16 protein-coding genes are annotated in these 23838 nt (G+C 42.8%); 7 read left to right on the top strand and 9 right to left on the bottom strand.

Annotated elements, in window-relative coordinates; all coding sequences use genetic code 11:
* Window positions 1–76 precede the first annotated feature (76 nt).
* From ATY38_RS07860 to ATY38_RS07850, 3 genes are all read left to right on the top strand, one after another.
* Window positions 77–271: a helix-turn-helix transcriptional regulator gene (locus ATY38_RS07860; protein WP_062558175.1), complete on the top strand. Its 195-nt coding sequence runs from the start codon at window positions 77–79 to the stop codon at window positions 269–271.
* Between the two features lie 7 nt (window positions 272–278).
* Window positions 279–1982 carry a replication endonuclease gene (locus ATY38_RS07855; RefSeq protein ID WP_062558818.1) on the top strand — a complete coding sequence of 568 codons (1704 nt, stop codon included), beginning with the start codon at window positions 279–281 and terminating at the stop codon, window positions 1980–1982.
* A 153-nt stretch (window positions 1983–2135) separates the two neighbouring features.
* Entirely contained in the window at window positions 2136–2738 is a 603-nt protein-coding gene (locus ATY38_RS07850; protein ID WP_143023543.1) for a hypothetical protein, read from the top strand.
* A 305-nt stretch (window positions 2739–3043) separates the two neighbouring features.
* Here ATY38_RS07850 and ATY38_RS07840 read toward each other — a convergent pair whose 3' ends face one another.
* Complete coding sequence (locus ATY38_RS07840) at window positions 3044–4210, bottom strand: IS4 family transposase (protein ID WP_062558265.1); 1167 nt, start codon at window positions 4208–4210, stop codon at window positions 3044–3046.
* Window positions 4211–4322: 112 nt separating this feature from the next.
* On the opposite strand from ATY38_RS07840, the gene ATY38_RS07835 reads away from it, so the two are divergent.
* Both ATY38_RS07835 and ATY38_RS07830 read left to right on the top strand, forming a co-directional pair.
* A complete protein-coding gene (locus ATY38_RS07835) occupies window positions 4323–4973 on the top strand; it encodes a hypothetical protein (RefSeq protein WP_143023503.1) in 651 nt (216 codons plus the stop codon).
* The gene (locus ATY38_RS07830) at window positions 4946–5518 is read left to right on the top strand and encodes an adenylyltransferase/cytidyltransferase family protein (protein WP_062558814.1); all 573 of its coding nucleotides are present in this window, start codon (window positions 4946–4948) and stop codon (window positions 5516–5518) included. Before ATY38_RS07835 ends, ATY38_RS07830 begins: the two co-directional genes overlap by 28 nt.
* Window positions 5519–5587: 69 nt before the next feature.
* Here the strand turns inward: ATY38_RS07830 and selD are convergent, their stop codons facing one another.
* The 6 genes from selD to ATY38_RS16065 form a co-directional block, all read right to left on the bottom strand.
* A complete protein-coding gene (selD, locus tag ATY38_RS07825) occupies window positions 5588–6631 on the bottom strand; it encodes a selenide, water dikinase SelD (protein WP_062558813.1) in 1044 nt (347 codons plus the stop codon).
* Window positions 6632–7425: 794 nt separating this feature from the next.
* Window positions 7426–7845 carry a type II toxin-antitoxin system VapC family toxin gene (locus ATY38_RS07820; RefSeq protein WP_062558812.1) on the bottom strand — a complete coding sequence of 140 codons (420 nt, stop codon included), beginning with the start codon at window positions 7843–7845 and terminating at the stop codon, window positions 7426–7428.
* The gene (locus tag ATY38_RS07815; protein ID WP_062558811.1) at window positions 7842–8081 is read right to left on the bottom strand and encodes a FitA-like ribbon-helix-helix domain-containing protein; all 240 of its coding nucleotides are present in this window, start codon (window positions 8079–8081) and stop codon (window positions 7842–7844) included. Before ATY38_RS07815 ends, ATY38_RS07820 begins: the two co-directional genes overlap by 4 nt.
* A 214-nt stretch (window positions 8082–8295) precedes the next feature.
* Window positions 8296–8649, bottom strand: a complete 354-nt coding sequence (locus tag ATY38_RS07810; RefSeq protein ID WP_062558810.1) for a DsrE family protein — start codon at window positions 8647–8649, stop codon at window positions 8296–8298.
* Between the two features lie 70 nt (window positions 8650–8719).
* Complete coding sequence (locus ATY38_RS07805) at window positions 8720–9562, bottom strand: integrase core domain-containing protein (RefSeq protein WP_201011882.1); 843 nt, start codon at window positions 9560–9562, stop codon at window positions 8720–8722.
* 177 nt (window positions 9563–9739) lie between these two features.
* Entirely contained in the window at window positions 9740–10024 is a 285-nt protein-coding gene (locus ATY38_RS16065) for a hypothetical protein (RefSeq protein WP_062558809.1), read from the bottom strand.
* A 5-nt stretch (window positions 10025–10029) separates the two neighbouring features.
* Here ATY38_RS16065 and ATY38_RS17170 point away from each other — a divergent pair, with 5 nt between their 5' ends.
* Together ATY38_RS17170 and ATY38_RS07795 are read left to right on the top strand one after the other, a co-directional pair.
* Window positions 10030–10176, top strand: a complete 147-nt coding sequence (locus ATY38_RS17170; protein ID WP_158441765.1) for a transposase — start codon at window positions 10030–10032, stop codon at window positions 10174–10176.
* A gap of 350 nt (window positions 10177–10526) precedes the next feature.
* Entirely contained in the window at window positions 10527–14093 is a 3567-nt protein-coding gene (locus ATY38_RS07795; protein WP_062558808.1) for a galactose oxidase early set domain-containing protein, read from the top strand.
* Between the two features lie 46 nt (window positions 14094–14139).
* Here ATY38_RS07795 and ATY38_RS07790 read toward each other — a convergent pair whose 3' ends face one another.
* Together ATY38_RS07790 and ATY38_RS07785 are read right to left on the bottom strand one after the other, a co-directional pair.
* Entirely contained in the window at window positions 14140–23583 is a 9444-nt protein-coding gene (locus ATY38_RS07790) for a Tc toxin subunit A-related protein (RefSeq protein ID WP_062558807.1), read from the bottom strand.
* 70 nt (window positions 23584–23653) lie between these two features.
* Entirely contained in the window at window positions 23654–23833 is a 180-nt protein-coding gene (locus tag ATY38_RS07785) for a hypothetical protein (RefSeq protein WP_062558806.1), read from the bottom strand.
* Window positions 23834–23838 lie beyond the last annotated feature (5 nt).

Here is a 23838-nt window from a genome sequence, read left to right as displayed (position 1 = left end):
TATTTTTTTAGCATCTTTTATTAATCCGTCACTTGTCGCAAATTGACTTCGTATTCATCAACTCACGGAGTCAACCATGCAAAACCCTTTACTCACTACTAAACAAGCTGCACAAATCTTAGGCGTAAGTATCGCATTCCTGGAACGCGACCGCTGGGCAGGGGCGCGGGTTCCTTTCGTCAAAATAGGTTCGCGGGCAGTTCGCTATCGCCATAGCGATCTGCTCGCTTATATTGAATCTTGCACTCATTATTCAACTAGCGAGTACTGAGGTGTGTATGCACACGTCAGTACATGACAGTCAGAAATTGTTTAGTCCCAGTGAACGCATCGCCGAGAGCATATTAAGTTTACTCGATGAACCGGATGGCAATGATAAACGCTGGCGCGCGCCGATATTCCGGCAATTGCCGAAGCGCTTCGGCAAAATCGTTGCCCACGATTACAAAGAAACTTATATCTTTGACGGCAGGCAAAGCGCCAATCATGGTTTGCTTAATGCCTACGGATCGATCACTAAAAACAGCATTGCACTCAATGCCAGCGATGACGACCTGAAGGATTTGGCGAAAAATATTGTCAAGGAAATGCAGCAAATCAGCCGCATATATTTGAAGCTGGAACATGCCGTTTCTTCGATGCTTCACCGAACACAAAAGTATGAAATCGACCGATCATCGCTAGAAGATCGAGACATTACGATTACCGGCATCTATACCCGCCTGACTGATGAAACCTGGTGGTTGCAGCGACTACGCAAAGTTCATGCGCAAAAGCTGGAACAGGATGCTATCCGCTTAGGACTAGTGCATCAACGCGCCGGCCGCTATGTCAGCGATGAAACACTGAAAAGACGAAAGGAGCAGAAGAAGCGCATCCGTCGTGTTCTTGATGGATTGTTGGCAACCAATGAACTCGGCCAGTGCTTTACGTTAAGTGAGCTGTCAGAACTGGGTCTAGCCAATCCATATATCCGGCGCAGCGAATTGATGGTGCGCATTTCCGGGTTTGAATACATCGCCAAGGAACTGGGACATGCCGGTGAATTCTATACTATCACTTGCCCATCCAGAATGCATGCCCGGCACTCCGGCAGCGGTGAACGTAATTCCAAATATGACGATATCACGCCGAAACAAGCGCAAAAGCACTTAAATCAAGTCTGGTCACGAATTCGCGCCAAACTCAAACGTGACAATCTTCCTGTGTACGGTTTCCGCATTGCTGAACCACAGCACGACGGCACGCCGCATTGGCACTTATTGCTATTCATGCCGCCTGAACAAACCGCAAGGGTGAAAACTATCATGCAGCATTATGCCTTGCAAACCCAGGGTGATGAACCCGGTGCAAAAATTCACCGTTTCAACGCAACCCCCATTGATAAAAGCAAAGGCAGCGCTGTTGGTTATATCGCCAAATACATCTCAAAAAACATCGACGGCCACGGCATGGAACATGATACTGACGGCAGCCCAATACAAGAAGCGGCTGAGCGGGTCGAAGCTTGGGCGTCAACCTGGGGCATCCGGCAATTCCAGCAAATCGGCGGCGCACCAGTCAGTATTTGGCGTGAACTCAGAAGAATTCACAATGCGCCAGAAGGTATTCTGGAACAAGCCCAGCAAGCAGCCGACCAAAACAGATGGTGGCAATTCATTCAATTAATGGGCGACACGACTGCAAAACGCAAAGACAATCCTATCAAACTGATGAAAATCGACTCAAAAGAACGGGGCAAGTATGGCGACCCAATAGGAAAGAAAATCTCCGGTGTTGAGACTGATACTATTCAGCTACCGACACGCTTGCATCAATGGCAGTTTCAGAAAATTACAGTTGATACAGAACCACCTGAACGGCGAAGCGCAAAGCGCCTGAGCGGGAGCGACAACGGCAGCGACCGCGAGGCCGCATTTGCGGCGCAGCCGCCTTGGAGTTCTGTTAATAACTGTACGAAAATTCGGCAATACCTTTGTTAATTATCTAGCGTTAGGTTTAGCTTTCTACTGTAAAATATTTGTCATCAGTAAAAGAAATTATCTTGAATTAATACTTAATACTCAATGATCAAATTGTCAGGCCTCGCGAAAAAATACGCTGATGAGTCAGTGCTTGTCTGTCAGCGTTCTGACATGACACCGCTTTTAACTCATTCTGGTGTTTTGCCTGCATCTCCTTTAATCTGGAAAGCAATATGTCATGCCACACCAATGAGAAGGATTAATGCGGAATCTGATACATCAGTTATTCAATTGGTATCGTATTTTTTAATCTTACATAAGGGCAAGTTTTTAACGCATCGACGTACAAAAAGACAACCAGAAAAAAGGCTTACTGATATAAGATCATTAGGTTTTAGTGGCCATATTTGCAAGCATGATACCAATCACCTACTTGGAAATGATCTTTTTGAACCTTCATTTGAAGATGCACCATATCTCAATCGTGAATTGGCCGAGGAAGTAAGCGTTAAACTCGAAAGTAAAAATCCAATTAGATTTAGTGGTTACATTTGGGATCCTTCAGATACTCTCGGTTTACAGCATCTGGCACTTCTTTATATTGTTCCTACTAACGGTGACTATAAAATTCTGGAACCAGGTTTGATAACCGACGCTCGTTTCGAATCGTTGCTTGAAATAAAATCAAAGCTAGAGCTTTATACTACATGGTCGCGCCTTCTTATCAATGAATTAGAAGTTAACAAAACAAACTTTCTTGAAAAATTAAAGTGAGCTATCCTTTTTTGCCGTCAGAATGGACATTACCAGTAACTCAAAGTATCTATGCTGGATTAGTCCTTTTATTGATACAGGTTGCATTAAGTTATTTAGTTAGAAAATGCTGCAACTCTTCTGATAGTAAAAAATTAAACGCTACCCAGTTAATTGCAATAATTAGTATTGTTGTCTTAATAATTGAGATCATTGTATTTACAACTATGATTAAGGAGGTAACATTAATCCATTTAATAACAATATTTTTAAGTGCTTTAATTCCAATCATAATTCTATATTGTAAATCAGTAGTGTCCGGCAATTTAGTTGAATAGATTCAGTTGGTTGTTGTTATGGTGAGTGATCATTTGCATCTCAGTATTTTTAAGTAATTGATCTAGGTTAGTTTTCTCGAAAAGAGTTAGGCTCAGGATTTGTAGGATTGTGTAAAGTGAAGTCTCGGTATTGAGTCGCTTTTTTACGATGGCAACCAAGACATAAACCGAGATGGCAATCCATATCTGTGTCTTGACTGCGTTTTCAGTGGTTCCGTAGAATTGCTTGATACGAAGATGTTGTTTGATCCACTTGAAGAATAGTTCGATCTGCCAGCGACAACGATAAAGCTGAGCGATGGTCAGTGCAGGTAAATCGAAGTTGTTGGTTAGAAATACCAGATGCTTGTCGTGTTCGGCATCATAGAACTTAATACGTCGTAGGTGCTGCGGGTAATCCTTGCTGGCCTTCGTAGCGGTCAATGCAATGGTCTGATCGCATCGCAGTCCCGTGGATTTGTCCACTGAGTGAGAGTAGACACGGCGAAAAAGGAGACTGGATTTAGCGCGCGTTACAAAAAATGCTTGTGCTTGATGCATAGTGAACCAGCGAGCAAAGTCGGTAAAGCCCCGATCCATGATGTAAAAGCTGCCAGCTTCGGGGATCAGGAAATCGAGCACATTGACTTCGTGCATCTTGCCGTCGCTGATATGGATGAACGTTGGAATGTTGCCGCGTAGATCAAGCAGTGTATGCATCTTGACGGCAGCTTTGGTCTGACGAAAGCGCGCCCATGGAAAGACGCTCAAACACAGATCGATGGTCGTGGTATCGAGTGCATAGACTGTCTGTTCCAACTCCACCGCTAAGCTATCGCTGGAGTAAAGCTTTCTGGCGATCTGGATCAAGCTCATCGCGAAATCCATGTAGATGCGACAATCGCGCTGCTCGTTGGCATCGGCCAACGTACTCTTGGCGATGTTGCCTCGTATGCCCAAGTGATAAAGCTTAGCTTGGTGAGCGCGCAGACAGGTTTCGATGTTGCGCAGACTCTCGCGGTAAGTCAGCTGCGCGAAAGCCATGCAAAGAAATTGATCGAGATGCGAAAGAGTCTTGGTGGGATATTTGGAAGGGTAACGCTGTACACAGCGGCGGAATGTGTGAAGGGGCAAGTAATCCATGAGTTGTGCGAATACCAATTTGCCTGAATGCATGATAAGAAGCCACGTAGGGAAACCTCCAGTTTCGCAAAAAATTCACTTTCAAATCGGTGACACCCCCAAACATACCATTTCATTCTACAGATCAATCTGTTATACAATCATCTTGGGTAAATTGCCGGACACTACTGATTGTAAATATAGAAGCAGTAACATCATATTATTAAAACTCGCAAGTGCTGGTATAGATGACGCAATCGAAGAACCCACCATTGAAGATTACAAACAGCTTCTTTGTAACGCGGTCAGTAATTTTTCAATGTTAGGGGTTGGCGCTGATAAAATCACAAGAGATTTTGACATTTTTAAGGAAACAATGAATCGATGTGCTTCTAATGACAAGCCAGCAAGGTTTCTCTTAGTTGCACCTGATGTTGATTGGGTTAATCATGGGGCAATCCGACGTGGACTTGGAGATAATCATTTCAGCAAAATACTCATTAACTCTTTAAGAAAAATTGCTGAATTGAAGTGCCAGAATGGAATGCCGATTGAAGTTCGTTTCTATCGGTCAACACCCCTATTTAGAATGATATTTGTTAATGATGAAGAATGCTGGTTTGGCTACTATAGTGAATCTGTGGTTAATTCAGGTGAGAACGAATTCGTAAATAAAAGCCATACTAATATTATAATCCGTCGACCTAAGAACAAACCGCCGGATAGAGAATTATATGGCGCAATTGAGGCCTACTATAATACTCTTTGGGAAAAATCAACAGACGAAATATGGGATTTCAAGAAATATCTAAGCTAGCATGCATACACGGAAGATTCCAACCTTTCCATCTTGGGCATGCTAATTATCTTCAGGAATGCATTAAATTATGGCCGAATGTATTAGTAGGTTTAGCTGCTCCAACTCCAGTGAAAATTACAACCCCTGGAGTAGAGCATCGAACCACAGCTATAGCTAATCCATTAACTTACACAGAAAGAGTAATTTTAATTAGAGCAGCACTAAATGATCTTGAGATGCCGCAAACAAATATTGAATTTCTCCCCTTCCCAATTGATGAACCAGAGAGTATTAAATACATACTTCCACAATCAGTTCTTTGTGTTACAACTAAACTATATGAATGGAATGAAGAAAAAATTCGTCGCTTAAATAAGGCTGGCTATAATACATTTGTATTAGAAAAATGTATAAAGTTTGACTTTAATGGTTCATTAATTAGGCAATATATTATTGAAAATAATTCTGCGTGGAAAGTTATGGTATTGCCATCGGTTGCACAATTACTTCAGTCTTGGCAATTTCGTGATCGTCTTTTATCCCTTCAAAAAGAATCTAAATAAATCAATTTATATTATTTCTTAAAATTGAACCTCTCAAATTAGCATAGAACAAAAACAAGTGTAGTTCTTTTAATTTTTTAATTTCACTGTGCAATTTCCCGCTCTCATTCGTCCTATTTGTCGCACACAATCAAAGCCGTTCATTCGGAAAATATTTAACACATTCTCGACACTGCTTGTAGCACAGGTTACCAATAATCCCCCGCTAGTCTGTGGATCACAAAGTAACACACGCTGTGATTCAGTTAATTTTCCATCTATTTCTAGTGAGCTTTTGTAATTAATCCAGTTTTTATTTCCACCACCCGTTGAAATACCTTGGAGCGCCAGTTCCACAGCTGTTTCAATAAGAGGGATATCATTAAATATAATTTCAGCTCCCAAATTTGATCCTTTACAGACCTCCAGAAGATGACCGACTAGCCCGAAACCTGTGATATCAGTCATTGCATGTATCCCATTTAGATTTCCCAAAATAGAGCCGACGCTATTAAGTTGAGTGGTATATTTAATCATTTGATGGTAGCCAATATCACTAAGAAGGTCATTTTTTAGCGCTGCACTAAGAATTCCTATTCCCAATGGTTTACCTAAAATCAAAACATCGTCAATTTGAGCTCTGTCATTGCGCTTTACTTTGCATGGATGCACAAGACCTAAAGCAACTAATCCATAAATCGGTTCAGTAGTCTCAATTGAATGACCACCAGCCAGAGGAATACCTGCCATATCACAAACCGATACGCCACCAGCCAATATTTGTTGAATAGTTGACATTGATAGTTTGTTGATTGGCATACCAACCACAGCCAGCGCTAAGATTGGTCGACCACCCATTGCATAAATATCTGATAGCGCATTTGTTGCAGCGATTCTCCCAAACTCATATGGATCATCAACAATTGGCATAAAAAAATCTGTAGTAGCAATAATAGCTTGTTGCTCATTGAGATAGTAGACAGCTGCGTCGTCATTGTCGCCAATGCCTACTAAAAGATTTGGAAATACTTTTTGAATAGGCAATTTTTCCAGCATTTGCCCAAGAACATTTGAAGCAACCTTGCATCCGCAGCCCCCGCCACGAGATAACGCAGTTAGTCGTATGTCATTCATTAGTAAAAACCAATAATTTCAGTAAATGTAACATATCAATTTATTTGCCTCCACCTACCGGACTCAAAACTAGGCAGTTGATAATTATCGGTTTTCTGTGCAAAAATATAAATTTATAAAGGAACTAGCACTAGGTTAATTTAAATCTCCCTTGTCTTTGGCTATGTATTCACGGATCTTATTTCAAGAAATGATATTCTTTGAGATTTCGCTTGTAGAGTGCCGGAACAGGAATCGAACTCAGGATTTTCAAGTACAAATTTGATTGGTTTAATTAGTTAATTCGACTGAGAAATATAAAGATGATGTTTTTAATGCTTAATTTGTGTCTACATTGCGTTTATATAAATTTGTTTTGATATCTAATAGATACAATTTATTGTATCTATGGTGCTGTTGAGAGGATTCGAACCTCCAATCTACTGATTACGAATTTAATTTACTTAACAATCAATTTCTTAACAACATTTCTTGTCTGTATTTGATTTCGATCTGCTGTCTACATATCGTCTACATGAATAAAAAATATTTATTGATTGAATTATAACTCATTGATTTTATGGTGCCGACACCAAGAATCGAACTCGGGACCTTCTGATTACAAAACTTATTTACAAATTTTAGTTACATATAAATCAATTACTTACAATGCTTGCCAAGCATAAAAACAGTCTCACACAACCACAAACGATGACACTTACAGAGTAGTTTGGCACAAATTTGACACAGTCAATTCCGCATCTTATTTCGTTCTCGCATAACGATGTTCCTTTGATAACACAAAATACCTAAGATCATTCTTCCCAAGGATTGATGACGGGCACTCCGGCAGCGATAAAAGGCGCAGTATCTCGAGTCGCTACGGTGAATCCATGTACGACCGCGATTGCAGCAATCTGACCGTCTGCCACAGAGATGAGGCGACCGTTAGTCCTAGCTCGACCGACTATGGGCGCATATGCTATTGCAGCCTGTTGATCGAATGATACTATGCGCGACCCAAAAAGCCTCTCCATCAGCTTACTCAACGCGGCATCAAGTCCTTCTTTACGCTTGCCTTCTGGTAAGATCTCAATACCGACCAGCAATTCGGAAAGGCTTGTTGCTGTCAGATAAAGTGTCTCGGCCGTCTGCCGATCAAGCCAAGCCTGAACGGCGGGATTGCCATTGGGTTTCATCGGCTCGGATATGACATTCGTATCCAGAATAATCATTCAAACACTGCCGGATCAGTCGGCGTCTGATCACGAGTGTGATTAAAATCAAGCCCTCCAAAGGATTGCCCAAAAGCAGCGAGTTCTGATCCAATTTTGACACGCGTCCTAGGACGCACTGCCTCTTCCAGAATTTCCCGGATTTCAGCTTCGGTGCTACGTCCATGCTGAGCAGCACGCAGCTTAAGCGCGCGATGCGTTTCTTCAGGCAAATTGCGAACAGTAACAACAGACATTTGATTTCACTCCTTATCATATGAAGTCAATGATAGCATATACTAACAAATGACATCAATTCATGATATGCACTCATACGATACTCAACACTGGGCTTGTTTCTTAATAAGGTTTTAATGGAAAATCTGAGGTAAGTTCAACTGAATATTGGATCAAGGATAATGACAAATGCACAGAACATACACGATTGGGCGATTAAGAATGTAGAGCGCATTAAAAACTGATGAATTTCGCATCCGGACGGGATACATCTTGATGCAGATCATCCATTCCTCCAAATATAGCATTCTTCACCAGCATATCTTCTCTGATGGTACGCGCCTCAGCACAAGGTTTGCACACGAGAACCTTAGCATTCGAATTGGAAAATACTTCAGCAAATTTTGAAGGTGGACCGAAAGGAATCATTTTCTGATGGGTTCCATCAATAGCAATAGTTACAGCATCATGAAAAAGCATGATCATCACCGTATCTTCTGCTTGTAGTGCGGAGGCAGCAAATATGAACGGTAACGCAGCCCGCGTGACATCGGTTGGGCCCCAAGTCGTAGAAATAACGTAATGCATATAACCTCCTGGGTCTTTGAGTGAAAAAGAGAATTATTAGCGTATAACTTGTGAGAATCGTTAGAGTTATTTACAGATTGAAGAAAAAGTTTGTTAATTTTTCATACGGAGTCATGTTACTAATTCCGGTATGAGGTTTCACCGTATTATAGAAGTTAACGAATCTGACAAGACTGAGTTCACGATCTTTTCGTGAAGTAAAGATTGTTTGTTCATGCCACATCTCCAAAATAGTTTTGATCACGCGTTCAGCCTTTCCATTCGTTTGAGGATGCCGAACTCGCGTAAATTTCTGAGCGATACGATTGGTTTTGCAAAGGGCAACAAAAGCATGATCCGGGGTTCCTTTATATTCCGTGCCATTATCAGAATAGGCGCATTCAATCGTGTAAGGGCATTCCTCGATAACCTGCTTAAGAAAAGTGGCCGCAGAATTTTGTGTCTTATCAGGAAGAATGGCCGCATACAATTCCCGCGAAAAATCATCGATGCCTACAAACAAGTAATCTCTCGGCAAAGTTTTGACCTCACCCCTGAGCAAAGGTAGGCGTTTTGTATCAAAATGAACCATCTCACCGGGATAGCTTTTATTATAGCGACGAGCTGCCGATTTCTTCTTGATCTCAAGAGAGGATTCAACCTTTGCCAGCCGTTTCATCCCATACTTTGCCTGTAAGAAGCGCTTGTTGGTCGATTTCCGGGGAGAAAATTCCTGCTTCCTCGCTCGCTCAATTACCTTGTAAATCGTAGGACGAGATACTCGAAACTTCTGTGCAAGTGCTACAATCGTCCAATCACGCGTGCCATACAGTCGCCAGATCTCTTCTCGATCAGGGGGGTTAACCGGGTTCTTTTGTGTATATTCATGTTCACATCCTCTCAAAATGATGTAAACAACGCTAATAAAAATCACATATAACTTGTTCAAATCCTATAGAGGATTTGCGCGACTAAAAATAAGCATTCTCATTGTATACCCAACCTTGCATTTGTGATCACTACTATCCCGTTAACTTTCACAGTAGAGCAAATTTAACCAGTGGCATTGGAAATGAAACGGCTCGTTTTTTGGAATTTCCTAAGAGCTGCTTCAATCCCAAAAAGTCTCGCAAAAATACTTCCAATATTGGCCCGAGAAATCTGATAGTTGCTGGAGTAGCAGAAGAAAATCCCAGCCACGAGTGATACCGGAAAGGATAATGATTCGGTCAATCAAGTCTGCCCAATCTGCTTTCTTACTTTCATCAATAGTTGCATCAGTTTTGGCTCCATGAGCCATGGAGAAAACGCGACGAGCGAGTACAGAACCCGCACTATAACCAAGCAGCACAATGCTCTTTATATCGCTTGTGTAGAGCGCGCCTTCCGCAGCCAAGCACGGTGTGGTTCAATGCCAAAACTTTACGTTACCGTGGCTTGGCCAAAGCACATGCCTGGCATATGTTAGTAGCTATAGCATATAACCTGAAAAGGTTACCAAAATTGTTCACTGAAAGCTTGATGAGACAGGGAAAATACGTCTTTTAAACAGAAAGCCAGTAAAAATACCCAAAAAACAAGGCAGATTTGTATTAATTTACGTATTTTTTATAGAAATTCTTAAAAATTTGGGAAACCCAGATTGGAATCGCTCTATATTTACTCGATTTTATGAAGTCAGCCGTTTTGCAAAGGTCTCTTAGGGAAACGCTGAGTAATTCATCGCTCAGCAAAATCTTTGACTTTTCGTGCTAACTGAATCGGAATACAGTCATTTTTTGATCGATTATCACCGTGTTTGACAACTGAGCCAGCTTTCAGTACATTCAGTCCATAGGGAGAAGGTGGTATATTTTTCCTATACCTCGAGCTATCGCTTTACTACAAGGAGGTAGTCAATGCCACTATCCGCCCCCACCATCAAATCCCAAGTTTCCGTTTGCAGTCAGCATGTGCTGACCGAAGGCAATCTTACCGGCGCTGCCGTCGATATTTACCAGAACGGCGCTACCCATATCGGCCAAGCAATGGCGAGTTCGTCGCAAACCTGGGTACCAATCAATCCCGGTGTCACCCTGGCGCAAGGCGATCTGATTACCGCGACCCAAACTCTGGGAACGGATTTTAGCGGACCTTCACCGCAACCGAAGGAAGTGCAAGGGATACCGGGCACGCCGCCGGCGCCGATTTTTAAAACTCACTTGTTCGGTTGCGCTGCCTGTTTGTGGTTGGGCGGGATGGTTTCCGGCGCCAAGTACCGGGTTACTGGCCAAAATCAAGCCACCCTGGCCGATGAAGTGAGAGCGGAGGCCGTCACCGGTTCCGGCTCTTCCCATGTCGCCTTGAATCAACCGCTGTGGAACGGGGAAAAACTGAAAGCCGAACAGGATGCTTGCGGCGTGGTGTCCGGCACGGCTAACAGTCAACCGGCGGAAACCTATCCTCTGTCGAAACTGCCGACACCCACCGTCGACACGCCCCTGTTCGAATGCGATAGCAATATCTACGGCAGCGACTTCGTGGAAGGCGCCACCGCGCACATGCGGCGGGAAAAAATGGGCGCCCTGGTACAGGAGAGCGCAAGCTGTTCACTCGGATCGGTGAACTTTACCGCATCGCCCCATCTCGACGAAGGCGAAGAAGTGTGGATGTGGCAGGATTTTAAAGGCTACGGTGGTGCCGGCGGAGATGACAAGCCGGACGACAATCCGTATAGACGCGGATGCGCTGATCGCAGTGACAACTCCGAAAAGAAAGTGGTGCTACCGGTATCGCAAGTGGAACCGCCGCACATCATTGAACCACTCTGCGCTAATGGCAAGGTGGTTACGCTTAGCAATTTGCGTCCGGGCGCGAAAGTTGTTATCACCCATGACGGCGTTGATTTTATCGGCCAGGCCGTAAGCACAAACGCGCAGGATTTCTATGTGGATCCCTTGCAGGGCGGTAAGTCCGTGGTCGCCCGCATGGAAATTTGCGGTTTTAAAACTGGCGACTCCAATACGGTGGATGTCAATCCGCAACCGGCCAACATGCCGCCACCGAAAGTGCAGGATCCGCTGTACTCCTGTACCGACGTAGTACGTGTCCGCGATATTCATCCCGGTGCTCTGGTGCTGGTGTATTCCACGTTCGTCGGTGAAATCGGAGCGGCTTATGTCTATGACGACGAAGCCAACATTACCGTTACCCCGGCATTAATGGATGGCGATGAAATTTTCGCGGTGCAAAAAGGCTGTGGTTTAGTTTCCGACAAGTCCAATGTCGTGCAGGTCCAAAAACCCCGTGAGTTGCCGCGGCCGGTGGTGGTTACGCCTCTGTATAATTGCGGTGAATACGTCAAGGTGGAAAAAGTCGTGCCCGGCGCCATCGTCGAAGTTTATGTCAACGGTAACTTTGCTGGCGGCGCCACGGTCGCGGAAGACGAAGGCAGTGTAAAAGTTAATGTCATGCTGGTAGCGAAGGACCAAGTCGAAGCCCGTCAACGCCTGTGTGATTTAATTTCCAAATTCAGTACCGAAGTAACGGTGCAGGAATTCATCGGCGCTTGGGAGGAGAAGGGCTGGTACGATACCAACGGCAATCCCATCAGTGATTCCGACAAAATACTCGCAGTGCATGCCAGCCTGTTGCGCAGCGGCAAGATTCTGTTCTTTGGCGGCGATCAACACACCGGCTCGCTGAATGACAGCGATGATATCGATCACACCCGTTTAATGGACGCGAGAACTTTTCGTATTCAAAAAATTACCGGCCTGGTCAGCCCGCCCAGTGATATTTTTTGCGCGGGTCACGCCCAAACCGCAAACGGAGATCTTCTGGTCGCCGGTGGAACCTATGACTGGCGTTTGGAAGGCGAACACATCGATCATGCCGCCGCCAATCATTTCATCGGTTCACGGGACTCGTGGATATTTGATGTAGCCAGTGAATCCTGGGTGCGAAAGGGATTGCTCAACCACGAGCGGCCCGCCGATTTCGTCAGCGAACATCTGGCGCGCTGGCAGGCAGCCAACCCGTCGGCGACGGCGACGCAAATCACGGCGAAAACTAATGAGCTCACCGCCCAATCAGATCCCAGCGATCCTAGTGCATTAATTCACCGCACCGGCGGCAAATGGTATCCCACGGTGATCACCCTGCCCGACGGCAAATTGCTGTGTGTCTCCGGACATCCGCGGGAAGAGGACAGTCGCCACAACAATAACAGTCTCGAAACCTACGACCCGGCCACTGGCGCGTGGACATTGGCAGGTCCCAAGGACGCGGATTTGGTACCGCGCGTGGTGGGACGCAGTTACGAATATCCGCGCTTAATGGTGTTATCGGATGGAACAGTGTTTTCTTCCTACAACATGCAAGACGGCAATGTGCACAAGTGGACCGTGGGTAATGACGCCGACGCCTGTACCCAGGTCGCCGGTAGTATTCCGGGCACGCCCCACAGCGGTTTAAACGGTTCGGCCACGCTGTTGCCTTTTTGGTTGGTGCCGGTCGCCGCTGGCGCCTACACGCCCGATAAAGTTTTAATGACCGGCGGCGTAAAACCACAACTGATAGAACCGCTGTCAACGTTGCCCAACTGGTTTGATACGGCCGCGCGCCAATTGCAAGTCAGCGGCACGCCGCCGCTGCGGCGTAATCACAACACCGTTATCCTTCCAACCGGTGAAATTTTTGTCGAAGGTGGGGTGCAAGTTGAAAATGATGATGGAACCGGCGTACTCGAAGCGGAACTGTACAATCCCCAAGCAAACACCTGGCAAACCCTGCCGCCCGCGAACGTGGTGCGCAACTACCATCACGTTTCCCTGTTACTGCCCAACGGTTCGGTCTATGTCGGTGGCAGCAATGTCAAAGCCGCGTCCGGCTTGGGCGCCCGCGTGTTTGATATCGAAGTGTTTAAACCCTGGTATTTTTGCCGCAATCGGCCTGTGTTGGGCGATGTGCCCAATACACTTTGCCACAACAGTGAAGTAAAAGTGACAAGCCCGGATTACGAACGGATTGCCAAGGTCGTTATCGTGCGGGCCGGCACCACCACGCACAACTTTAATTGCGACCAGCGCATGCTTGAACTTGAGATGCGTAAATCGGAAGAACTTGGCGAACTCACGGTAAGACTGCCCAAGGTGCCGAATATCGCCATTGTCGGCTACTATCTGCTATTCCTGCTTGACCGCTCCAACGTTCCGTCCGAGGGAAAGTTCATCAAGGTTTGCAAGGAAAGCTCCTGCTTTATCGCCACGGCGCTTTACGGATACGACAGTGACGAAGTGCGGGTACTGCGGAATTGGCGCGATGAGATTAACTACCACGTTGTTGGCAGGGCATTTATTCGCGCTTATGAAACCCTCAGCCCTGGAATAGCCCGGGCTCTGAAGCGTCACGCGACACTGCAAGCACCGGTACGCAAGGTGTTAAATCGATTGGTGAGCCGACTTAGAGCGAACCGCAAGCAGTAGCCCGCAATTTGGCGCACGTCAAGGGGGTTGTCTCCTTAAAGAAGTCTCACGAGAAACTATATTTCACTATTAACATTAATTCTTCAAGATCCCCCAACTGCGCAGCAGCTACTGACAAATTAAATAATTTATCTATCTCAATGTTCGTGTTATTGCCTATGTACAACTTCCATTCATCAACTATTGACAAAGTAGTAGGATAATTTTTCCCACCAATACTTATACTTATTGAATAAGACGAAGGAGCAGGCTTACTCTTAACTTTGGCTATGAACATAATACTGGCAATGGTTGTAGTATCTATTACCTGAGCCAGGTAGGGCAGTCTGAATTTATCAATTATCAAGTCCACGGAACCATTATTATTGAATAAATGCCATTCATTTGGTAAGTCATGCTTCATATTCAGAGCAATATGCAAACCTGTTTCACTGATTCGTTGCGTTATTGCAGCCAAACTAGTTTTTAAGGCTTTCTCAGCTAACCCACGTAGCGTTGAGCCACCTTCTCTGGCTGTATATTTCACATGCAGAATCACATCAGAAATGGTCTCGTAATCAAATTGCCTTACTTCTTTTGGAAGTTCAAGCCGCCATGAATTTATTGCACCGCAACCCTCAAAAGGAAGGTAGCGTTCATCTCTGAAATTCAATTCAAAGACACCACTGTCGTTTTGGGCATTGCTGGCAGCAATTGATTGGATTGCTCCAACATTGTAAACAAAACGCTCATCGTTGCCGGGATCCTCAAGATATTCAGTAGTAGCGAGATTATCAGGATTAGAATTCTTCCTGTATCTGTTGCTGACCAATGACAACTTAGCGCTCACCGAGATATAAGGTCCTGCAATACATGGCAAACTGATACTGACGGATTTTAATCTTCTGAAGTAGTGGCCCGGATGATCCATATCATACAAAACCTCGGGTACTTCAAAATCACAAACACCGGTGGCTCTGAGCATTACCAAAGCCAATGGATCTAAAAGGGAAAGAGAAATATGCTTGGTAAGCTCATACTCTCGTTTATTCTTATCAAGGTAACTGGTTTCCATGCGCTTGATATCATGAATAAGATGATCGGCACTTTGCAACCCTTTCTTCATGCTATCCCAGTAGCCATAGGAGATGAATGAATCATCATTTCCCAATTCAAAGCGATAACTTCTTTCGGCCTTTTTAGCAAAATCATGGGCCAGTTGATAGGCTCTGAAATATACCGAACTGATTTGCCCAATCATCCAATCATACAATTCTTTGTTGGTAAATTTAGAATGCATGAATTCATCGGTCTTTTTGGCATTATCAATTTGCAACTCATGATTTTTTAGATCTGTTTCAGCAATTTCTTTACGGATTTCTGCTGCTACAATCTGTTTATCAATTTGAAGAAGTTCTTTCTTAGCTAACCGTTCCTGTAATTTCCAATCGTCAAACCTTCTATCATATCCACCGCGAACAGATGCTCTTGAAGACTCGTTTGAAGCCAACATTCCCAAGAATGATAAGATATCACTTGCAGCATTCGTTGCTTGGCCAATATTAAGTCCCCCGATTTTGAATTTTGCTATTGGTGATCCACCAAACCCAGAAGCACCTAAATCAATATCTGGTAACAATGATATGATTGATGCCGCCAGTTTCACTCCTTGTGCAGCAGTTTGAAAATCATGCGATTCGCTCAATTTATCTAAACTTAATTGCTCATTGCTATTAATTTTTTGTATATTTGTATAGTATTTGTTCCGCTCATCCGTGACTGCTTTTGTTCTTTTCAGTACTTCAATCTGTTCTTTTGATTCTTTAATTTGTAGTAATTTCACATCTTTCACAGCACTTAGGACTTTTATTTCCAATTCACTACGCAGTAAGGACATGGCTTCCGCATCTTTCTTTTCCAATGCTTGCAACAATGAGCTTCCCAGGCCCCTTACTTCCTGTGCCAACTCCGTTGCTTTTTGAGACAATACATTAAAACGATAATAAGGCGTGGGGGCGTTGATGCCTGCCAGAATGGACGATATATCCAGACCCGCGGCAGCCGCACGAACCAGCATACCGGGATCAATGGGAGGCGCAAACAAAGCAAGACTGCGCTCCACACCATCGATGTTTTGGCAATGACGAATTTTGAACAATCGGTCTGCGATACGATCCCAATATTCCAGCATTTTGTCATTCTGTGGAATACAGAAATAAAGCATAGACAACGTAATCGGTGCAGGAGGTAATTCCGCTCCACCTTCTGGCAAGGCTGACAAATCCGGCAAAATATTTTCCAGGCCAATTAAGGCATTACCAAAAGCATCCAGCTTAGCTTCCATCTGGTTATAGGTTTCATACGGCACTTTTATGACAGATGGGATAATTCGGGGTTTGGACCCTAATAGTTTATCCGCCAAAATATACATCTGCGTAGCCTGAACAATGGACTCCATCGTATCCTGGCGGAACAAGTAATCGCCCCATTCAGTAAGGTTGTCAATGTACTTCATCAACACTGCTTTTTGGTAGGCTACCGGCCTAAAACGTGCTACAACATGCGGTTTAAATGGCTTGGTCCTCCATTGGTCAATGGCAAACTCCAATTCCTTCCTTTCTGGTGTATTGGGATCGGCAATCTTGTAGAGCAAGGTATCAATTCTCTGATTGATATAGTCACTATCATTGGTCAGATAAAAAGGCTTAGTTACCCAGTATTTCTGTGGAGCTGTCCCCTCCAATGCTCCGGTTGGATTGAACATATAATGAAACCACTTTAAGGCTTCTTCAAAGCGCTGATTTTTTGTCAACCTTGTGGCTAATAAGAGCGGAACGTGGAAAAATAACTCCCAGTTATAGCTGCTATAACTGCCGTCTGTTGTAAAGTCTAAATCCTCAGCAGGGTAGGATAAAGTTTTTACACCCGCCTTTTCAAGAATATAAGTTTTCGGAACGATACTGGCATTTGGAACAAAGTTTTTCTCAAAATCAAATGGATTTTGTTGCAATTGCGTTTCCCTTTTCATCAACGCCGGAATGCCATCTCTATAAAGTACTGTTCTCAATGAACAAATCAAAGGGTGGTACATATTTTTAAATTGCTCGCCATAGGATAGGCTTGAATAAACCTTTAGCTCCTTAATAATTTCCTGATAGTCATTATCTTTGAATAGCTCCTGAATCAACTTAGAAATGTCATGTGTTGGATCAGCCTGTAATTTAGCTATATATTTGATAAATAAAGATACAATATCCTCAATCAATTGCATTACATTTGAAGCTGTTCTTGCTACATAAAATGGATCACTGGTTTCTGATTCTTGGATAGTTTTATAAAAGCCAGGAATTATCACATAAGCATGGTTGCTATCTTCCATGTAATAAGGAAGAAATGTGCCTAAAGGAATTTTAAAAGATCCCCATCTACTTCTGGCATATGTTGCATGGCCTGTATTATCCCCATAATTACCACCATAAAAATATATCAGTAAGTATTCAAAAAATAATGCTAGCTGGTCAATAACTGTCAGTTGATGCGGATACGACAATCTGAACTTTCCTGGAGTTTTATCTAAAATCTCATAAAAATTGAAAAATGAGATTCCGTTTCTAACAGACAAATCATCAGGATTGCTTCTAAAAGGATCATTAGGTTCTACGGGTAGTTCATTATATCTTTGTGACTTCAACAAGGTATCTCTAAAATCAGGCAAAAAGTCTGGAAAATCTTGTTTGCCTTGAAAAACCAATTCTGGATAGCCTTTGCACCCTGCAATATTAAAGATACCATTTATCTGATGTTGTTCATATTCGCCTTTAACAGTTGTACTAAAAATTAAAATCTTTTGGCCAGTTTCAAAGTACACTAAATTATATTGGTCTCTCCTTAGCTCGTCCTCATCGGGAGTAAAATCTTTAGGTGTTAACATTCCATCCTTAGAAAGTTTCTTTGATTGCCATTTTTTATTGGCAAATTCACTAATAGCGAGTTGGATTTTCAACTTCCGTGCGGGCTTATCATTATCTATTGTGCTCCCTTGATCACCATCACTAGGCACTTTTGATTTTTGAATTGGATTAGGTACCTCACTGAATACTGGCCAAGCCAAACACAAGCGATTATTTCTAACAAACGCCAACAGATGATCGCCTGTAATATCCAATTCCACTTTTTCCCAAGGAGTCCAATATCGCTCCTGTTCGAACCTCCGGTAATAGTAAATTGCAGGATCGCCGCCTTTCGTGCGGGCAAAAACATGCATAGTTTTGATATCGGATTGATACCAAGTGGCAAGGACTTCCAAGAAAGCAATATTGTCGAGTTTTTCAAGATACTTGATTAATCCTTCTTCGGCTGTGAATTCGGTCAGCTCGTTTTGTAACAGTTCATTTTCCAATTCTGTAAATAGGAAAGATTTGTCATCTCTAAGTTCTGCCTCAATCCAGTTCTCAGGATAAAGAAATACCTTGCGGTTGGCTTCCCACACCCGATAGTTTTTCATCCACTTCCACTGATCCCAACTTCCATCATTTTTTACATCGGCTGCATATACGTCTGCTGCTGCTTTAGGTTCTAATCCCATTAAGCACCGCTGCACAAAAAGCTGAATAGTTCCATGTGCCTGAACAATTCTGGATGAAGGCATACAAGCCTCCATTTCCACGTCAATCAGGAAATAATCATACAGATCATTTTCGTCCTTCATTTGAGGGTTTTCAGCCAGCAGATACGCAACCAAAGCATCCCTTTTTTGAGGACGGATAGCGCCCATGATCTCTTTGAGTGTGCTTAACCACGTATCTTCGTCATAACGTGCCTTCAGTGCGGTTCGCAGAAGATAGGTATCGGTCCCTGTTAATATCGGTTTGATATATGCCTTGACCTGATCAACGATCGAGCCTAACTTTCTTAAATGTTCGGCACAGTCACTAATACTTTGCCAGGTATTTACATCCCTATAATTGCTTAGGTTGAATACAGGGAATAAATGAGCATCAATGGCATCTATATCTTCTTTGAAGTGGCCTGTCAGTAACGAAAATACTTCTATAAATTGGCTCCTTGTGGCGCTGCTAGTTGGCAAAAGCATTTCTGCCACGGACAAGAAAGTGATAGGATTTTCCACATCTACTGGATTAGGCACAGGTGTCAGCTGTTTTGACAGATCAATCATTCCGGCAAAAGAGGAATACTTGATATAGCTAACCGATGTCTGACCAGTTTTGTATGGGATAGCATCAAATTCAAACCAGCCAAGGTCTTTATTATTTTTGAGAAGCCACTCGGTCTGAATGGTCTCCAATTTGAAAGAATTAATAAGGGGAATTAACTTGTGTAACAACCGTAACGACTGAAATTGCTTTGGAAACGCTAATTCAGTAACACCTGGCAAAATTGGCGTTGTGTTAACAATGTCTATCAGAGCATCAGTCAACAATAAATCACCAATTAATTCAGATCCTGGAGCAAGTTGTTTTAACTGCGAATATTTCAATACAACTTTTATCAACTCCAAATCCGCCTTAAAAACGCTGGCAAGACTTTGCTCAAGGATATTCAACTTACCCAACTGGAGTTGGTAATCCGCTATGGTATCTAAAAATGCTTTGACTAAATCTTTCTGTTCATTACTGATATCTGGACCGGGAGCAGCATCTAAAGCGTCAATACTGTTTTTAATACGCGTAGTATCAAAATTATCTCTAACTATACTAGTTGCTTTATCAATATATGCTAATTTGTCATCTGTAAATGACTTGGCTGAAATTACTGATACCCAGTCTTTATCTATAAATTTAATAAATGTTTTTACATCTTCCTCTCCAATGCCAGTCAATTTGGAAAGAACATTTTGTAGTGTTTCTTTCTGCTCATCTGCAGATAAATTGACATTAAAAGACGACCTATTAGCAGTAAAATTGCTTTGGTAATCTTTTTGCAGCTTCTCCAATATTTGTATTATCCTGCCATCTTTGATTTCTCGATCAATAAGATCAGCAGGATTATTTGCTTCATGACGAAGCATGAACTGAACGTCGGCAACTTTTAACGAGGATTTCTGAGCTAACTTGGCAGCTTTAACAAAGTCTAAAGTTGCTTGCGGTGAATCCTGAATATTTATGCCTGTGAGTTGTACAAGAATAATAAAATCTTCCGCCTTGAGTTTTATTTTCCTCATTAAGCTTGAAGCAGCAAACAGGTAACTGAGATTGGAAAAGGTTAAGTTACCGTCAGGCAGCAGCTGCAATAACTTATCATCCGCTAAATCCTGTTCTTTTAGTTGTAAACATACCGCAATACTGGTTTTGAGATTTTTCAGTAATTGTGAGCCATCCACTTTTTCAGGCAACAAGCTTTCATCAATAAATCCATTCTTGGCTTTATTCAGAAACAACCGATGATAAAGAGGTTTTACTGCATCATCATTCAATGTCTGGTGTGGAATCTCGCCATAAAAGCCAATCAAATCTTCTAATTTGATTCCAGCTTCTTCTGAAAGCTTAGTCAACGATGCCGCATGAATTAAGCATTCGTCTCCATTTGTTACGCCATCACCATTGTCGTCAGCGTCATCAAGTTTTCCTTTACCCAGTTTACTTTGTAAAATGATTTCGTCCAAAGTTTGGAATTTCCAGCCTGTCTTCTTTTGAAAACGTAAGAAACGATGGATGCGATCTAATGCAATATCGTCCAGATTGGCTATTTCTTTTTTCTCTGTGTCACATGAAAGATCAAGATGCTTAATAAAAAGTTTATCTGCCGGGTCAATAAAATTTAAATATAAGAGTAGATCAAGCTCCTTATAGGTAATGCCTGATTTGGTGAGAAATGTATCCACCACCTTCATTTCAACAGAAGCATCGGCACTGGTTGTGTTCCAATATTTCTGTTGATTGGCAGTGTCCGGTGTAATAATTAATAATCTTTCCGCATCCGTTAATCCTAATTTCTCTGCGGCGATGGCTTTATCAGCCGGATTGCCTGCTGACTGAAAATCTTCCATGAGCTTAGCTCGGGAAATGTCAAATCGCGTAAAATAGGCTTTGGCTTCGGTATGGTCTAAATCGAAAGGAAGCTTGAATGCGTATTTGGCGATTTTTAAAGCATTGTAAGCACCTGAATTCACATACTCAGGTGCAGCTGCTAATTCTTGCTCGGAAGAAAGGGTTTGTCGCAGCCGGAAGACTTTATAGTTATTTCCTCCAGTAATGACGATTTTGCAAACCGCTTTTTTGTCCCGCAAATAATGCGGCAGTGTCGCTGATGAACCGGAAGAGATTTCTGTTTCAAAAATCTGTGCTTGATCGGTTACAGGAATACCCGCAGCCACTAACGCAGTAACCAGCGCATTGGCTATTTTGCCTTGCAACGGATCTGATCCATCCGAGAGCACGCCTGAATAATCTATACCGGCATCGGGTGCAATGGCGTCTTCTAATAATTCACAAACCAGATCGATATAAGGAACAGGGGTATTGGCATTTTCGCAGCCTAAATCAATCTCACCCAGATCAGGTCTACGTTCAAATAAAACATCTTTTGCAATTTTTGCAGTGGGACGAACTGCGGGTGGAGGTGGCGCAGGAATAGTGAGATCAACGACACTGCGCTTATCCAAAAACTGCAATATTTCAACCAAATAGGCTGCTGGGCTATACACCGAAAGACAGTGCTCGCAGGCACATGTGTCAGTCAGTTTGAAGAGTGATTTCAGATTAGGGAAATCTTTGCCAACCGCTTCCAATTTTTTGGAAAGTGATTTGGTTTCTATCGCCGAAACATCCATAGCCCGCATGGTGTCCGTTAATTCTCCAACGATAATCATAGCAGCCGTATTAGTACGCTCGGCTCTGCGGAAAATATCTTTGGCTTCTTTAGTCTCTATTCCTGCTTTTGGTGCTATTTCCTTAAGAAATCGGGTTTCGCCTATAGCCGCAATGCTTTGTGCAGAATGGATTTTCTCCATTAATAATGCATTCGTTTTACTATAGTGAGGGACTAATTTAAAAATACGTTGTATAGACTTCAGTTCATTGCGTATAGATTCAATGTTATTGTTATCTATATTTTTCTCTTTGGTGAGAGGAATCGATTTAATAATACGCTGTATGAAATTCGGTTCTTCCCCTTTAACTTCAACGTCTTTGTTGTCTATATTTTTTTCTCTGAGGAAAAGATCTATATTGCTATGTTGTAAGTCAAAATCGTCATATTTCGTAAGAATCTGATAAATAGTTTCCTGATTTCTATAGATATTAATCTTTTCTCGCCCTAATTGCGCGGTAAAAGCAGTTGTTGGAAATTCCTTCTCCATTTTACGAACCAAAGATGACGCATGCAGATCAATGAGCTCTTTATCTAAAGGTTTTCCGGCAATCACAATATTATCTGCCGACTTGATAAGCGCTTCTTTCCACCCTGCTTTGTTCAAAGCTGCCAGTTTCTTGATATCTTCAGTTCTTTTGATTGCTTGCGATTCCATTATCTGGGCTATGATGGCTCCATCAAATCCCAACAACTCGCCCAATGCCAAGGATGTTTCTGCTTCTTTTGCTGTTGCATCGCTCTTAAAAAAGGAAGGATCAGTAACTTTTTTAATAAAACCATTCAAGTCGTTTTTATTTTCCTCGAAGAGTTTGCCTATTGCACTGACTTTATCTTCCAACACAAACCGGCTGACTAGGTTGAGTACTTTTCGTGGATGCTCGTTTCGGTAGTATGCTTCAGCATCATTCTTATACTTTTGTAATTGCTCTACATAATTCCGCCATTCCTTCGCCACTTTTTCAGCAACGATCATTTCTTTGGCAGCCGCTTCAACATCACTTTTTATAGTTTCCGGATTAACTAATGCTGCGTCATACAGTAAGGGTAATATCTCGGTATTGATATCTATCACCAACCTTGCATGAAATGACTTAACAAAATCATTTTTGAGCAGCGTATTTTTCCGCAACAGGGCATAAAAGAATGCCGCATCAATTTTTGACTCGGCCTGAAGGCGATGGGAGACTACCAAAAGTTCTATTTTCTGCGCCGGAAATTCAATTTCTTTGGAGAGAAAGGTGATGTCCCTGTTTTGTTCAGTTTCCTGCAAATCGGGAATGGCGACTTTATTGGCAAGGAAACGAACTTCTTTTAAGAGATAGTCATATTCCACCACTTCCGGCTTAATAACCGTTCCAATGGTAATATTGATCTCTTCCCGTGGCGTAGCATTAAACCGCACGGCATCTATATCGGAAGCAAAGAGCAGGGTCTTATTTTCCCTGGTAAATACTTTAATCAGAATATCCGCTTCTTTTCTGCCCCTACCGCTTAACTGACTGTGCAGCCAGATAATTTCATATTTCCCCTCCCGATCAGTGATATTTTCGCCCAACAATTCTTCACTGCGCATATCCCTATCGAAGGCCTGGACGATGAGATTGGACAAGGGACGATTGAGTTGGTCAATTACCCGTCCGAGAACTAGATTCTCTTTCTTTTTTTCGATTTGATTTGCCATGATTCCCTCCTTCAATTCGGAATGGTTTAATACAAAAATTTTTATGTAGTAGGGCAATATCACCCAAGCATCAATTATGGAATGATCGTTCCCGTTTGGTTGCCCGTTCTACCTCTCGCAAATCGACAATTTGCCGCTCCAACAAACCCCGTCTCTGATCCAGCAAGTTCACCGTAAAAAAAGTACGTCCCGCCAGGAACCCCCGATAACGTCGATAATTCTGCATACTAATCAATTTCAAGATTTGCATAGAGC

The sequence above is a fragment of the Nitrosomonas ureae genome (genome assembly GCF_001455205.1).
GTDB lineage: Bacteria > Pseudomonadota > Gammaproteobacteria > Burkholderiales > Nitrosomonadaceae > Nitrosomonas > Nitrosomonas ureae.
The sequence above is the reverse complement of the archived record's forward strand: the minus strand, read 5'-3'. Positions and strand labels throughout refer to the sequence as shown.

Bases quoted from the DNA above. Each gene is read 5' to 3' on its own strand.
- ATY38_RS07815 (WP_062558811.1), bottom strand. From the start codon at position 8,081: ATGTCTGTTGTTACTGTTCGCAATTTGCCTGAAGAAACGCATCGCGCG.
- ATY38_RS07830 (WP_062558814.1), top strand. From the start codon at position 4,946: ATGGGATTTCAAGAAATATCTAAGCTAGCATGCATACACGGAAGATTC.
- ATY38_RS07790 (WP_062558807.1), bottom strand. From the start codon at position 23,583: ATGGCAAATCAAATCGAAAAAAAGAAAGAGAATCTAGTTCTCGGACGG.
- ATY38_RS07795 (WP_062558808.1), top strand. From the start codon at position 10,527: ATGCCACTATCCGCCCCCACCATCAAATCCCAAGTTTCCGTTTGCAGT.
- ATY38_RS07785 (WP_062558806.1), bottom strand. From the start codon at position 23,833: ATGCAAATCTTGAAATTGATTAGTATGCAGAATTATCGACGTTATCGG.
- ATY38_RS07810 (WP_062558810.1), bottom strand. From the start codon at position 8,649: ATGCATTACGTTATTTCTACGACTTGGGGCCCAACCGATGTCACGCGG.
- ATY38_RS07850 (WP_143023543.1), top strand. From the start codon at position 2,136: ATGACACCGCTTTTAACTCATTCTGGTGTTTTGCCTGCATCTCCTTTA.
- selD (WP_062558813.1), bottom strand. From the start codon at position 6,631: ATGAATGACATACGACTAACTGCGTTATCTCGTGGCGGGGGCTGCGGA.
- ATY38_RS07820 (WP_062558812.1), bottom strand. From the start codon at position 7,845: ATGATTATTCTGGATACGAATGTCATATCCGAGCCGATGAAACCCAAT.
- ATY38_RS07860 (WP_062558175.1), top strand. From the start codon at position 77: ATGCAAAACCCTTTACTCACTACTAAACAAGCTGCACAAATCTTAGGC.
- ATY38_RS07855 (WP_062558818.1), top strand. From the start codon at position 279: ATGCACACGTCAGTACATGACAGTCAGAAATTGTTTAGTCCCAGTGAA.
- ATY38_RS07840 (WP_062558265.1), bottom strand. From the start codon at position 4,210: ATGCATTCAGGCAAATTGGTATTCGCACAACTCATGGATTACTTGCCC.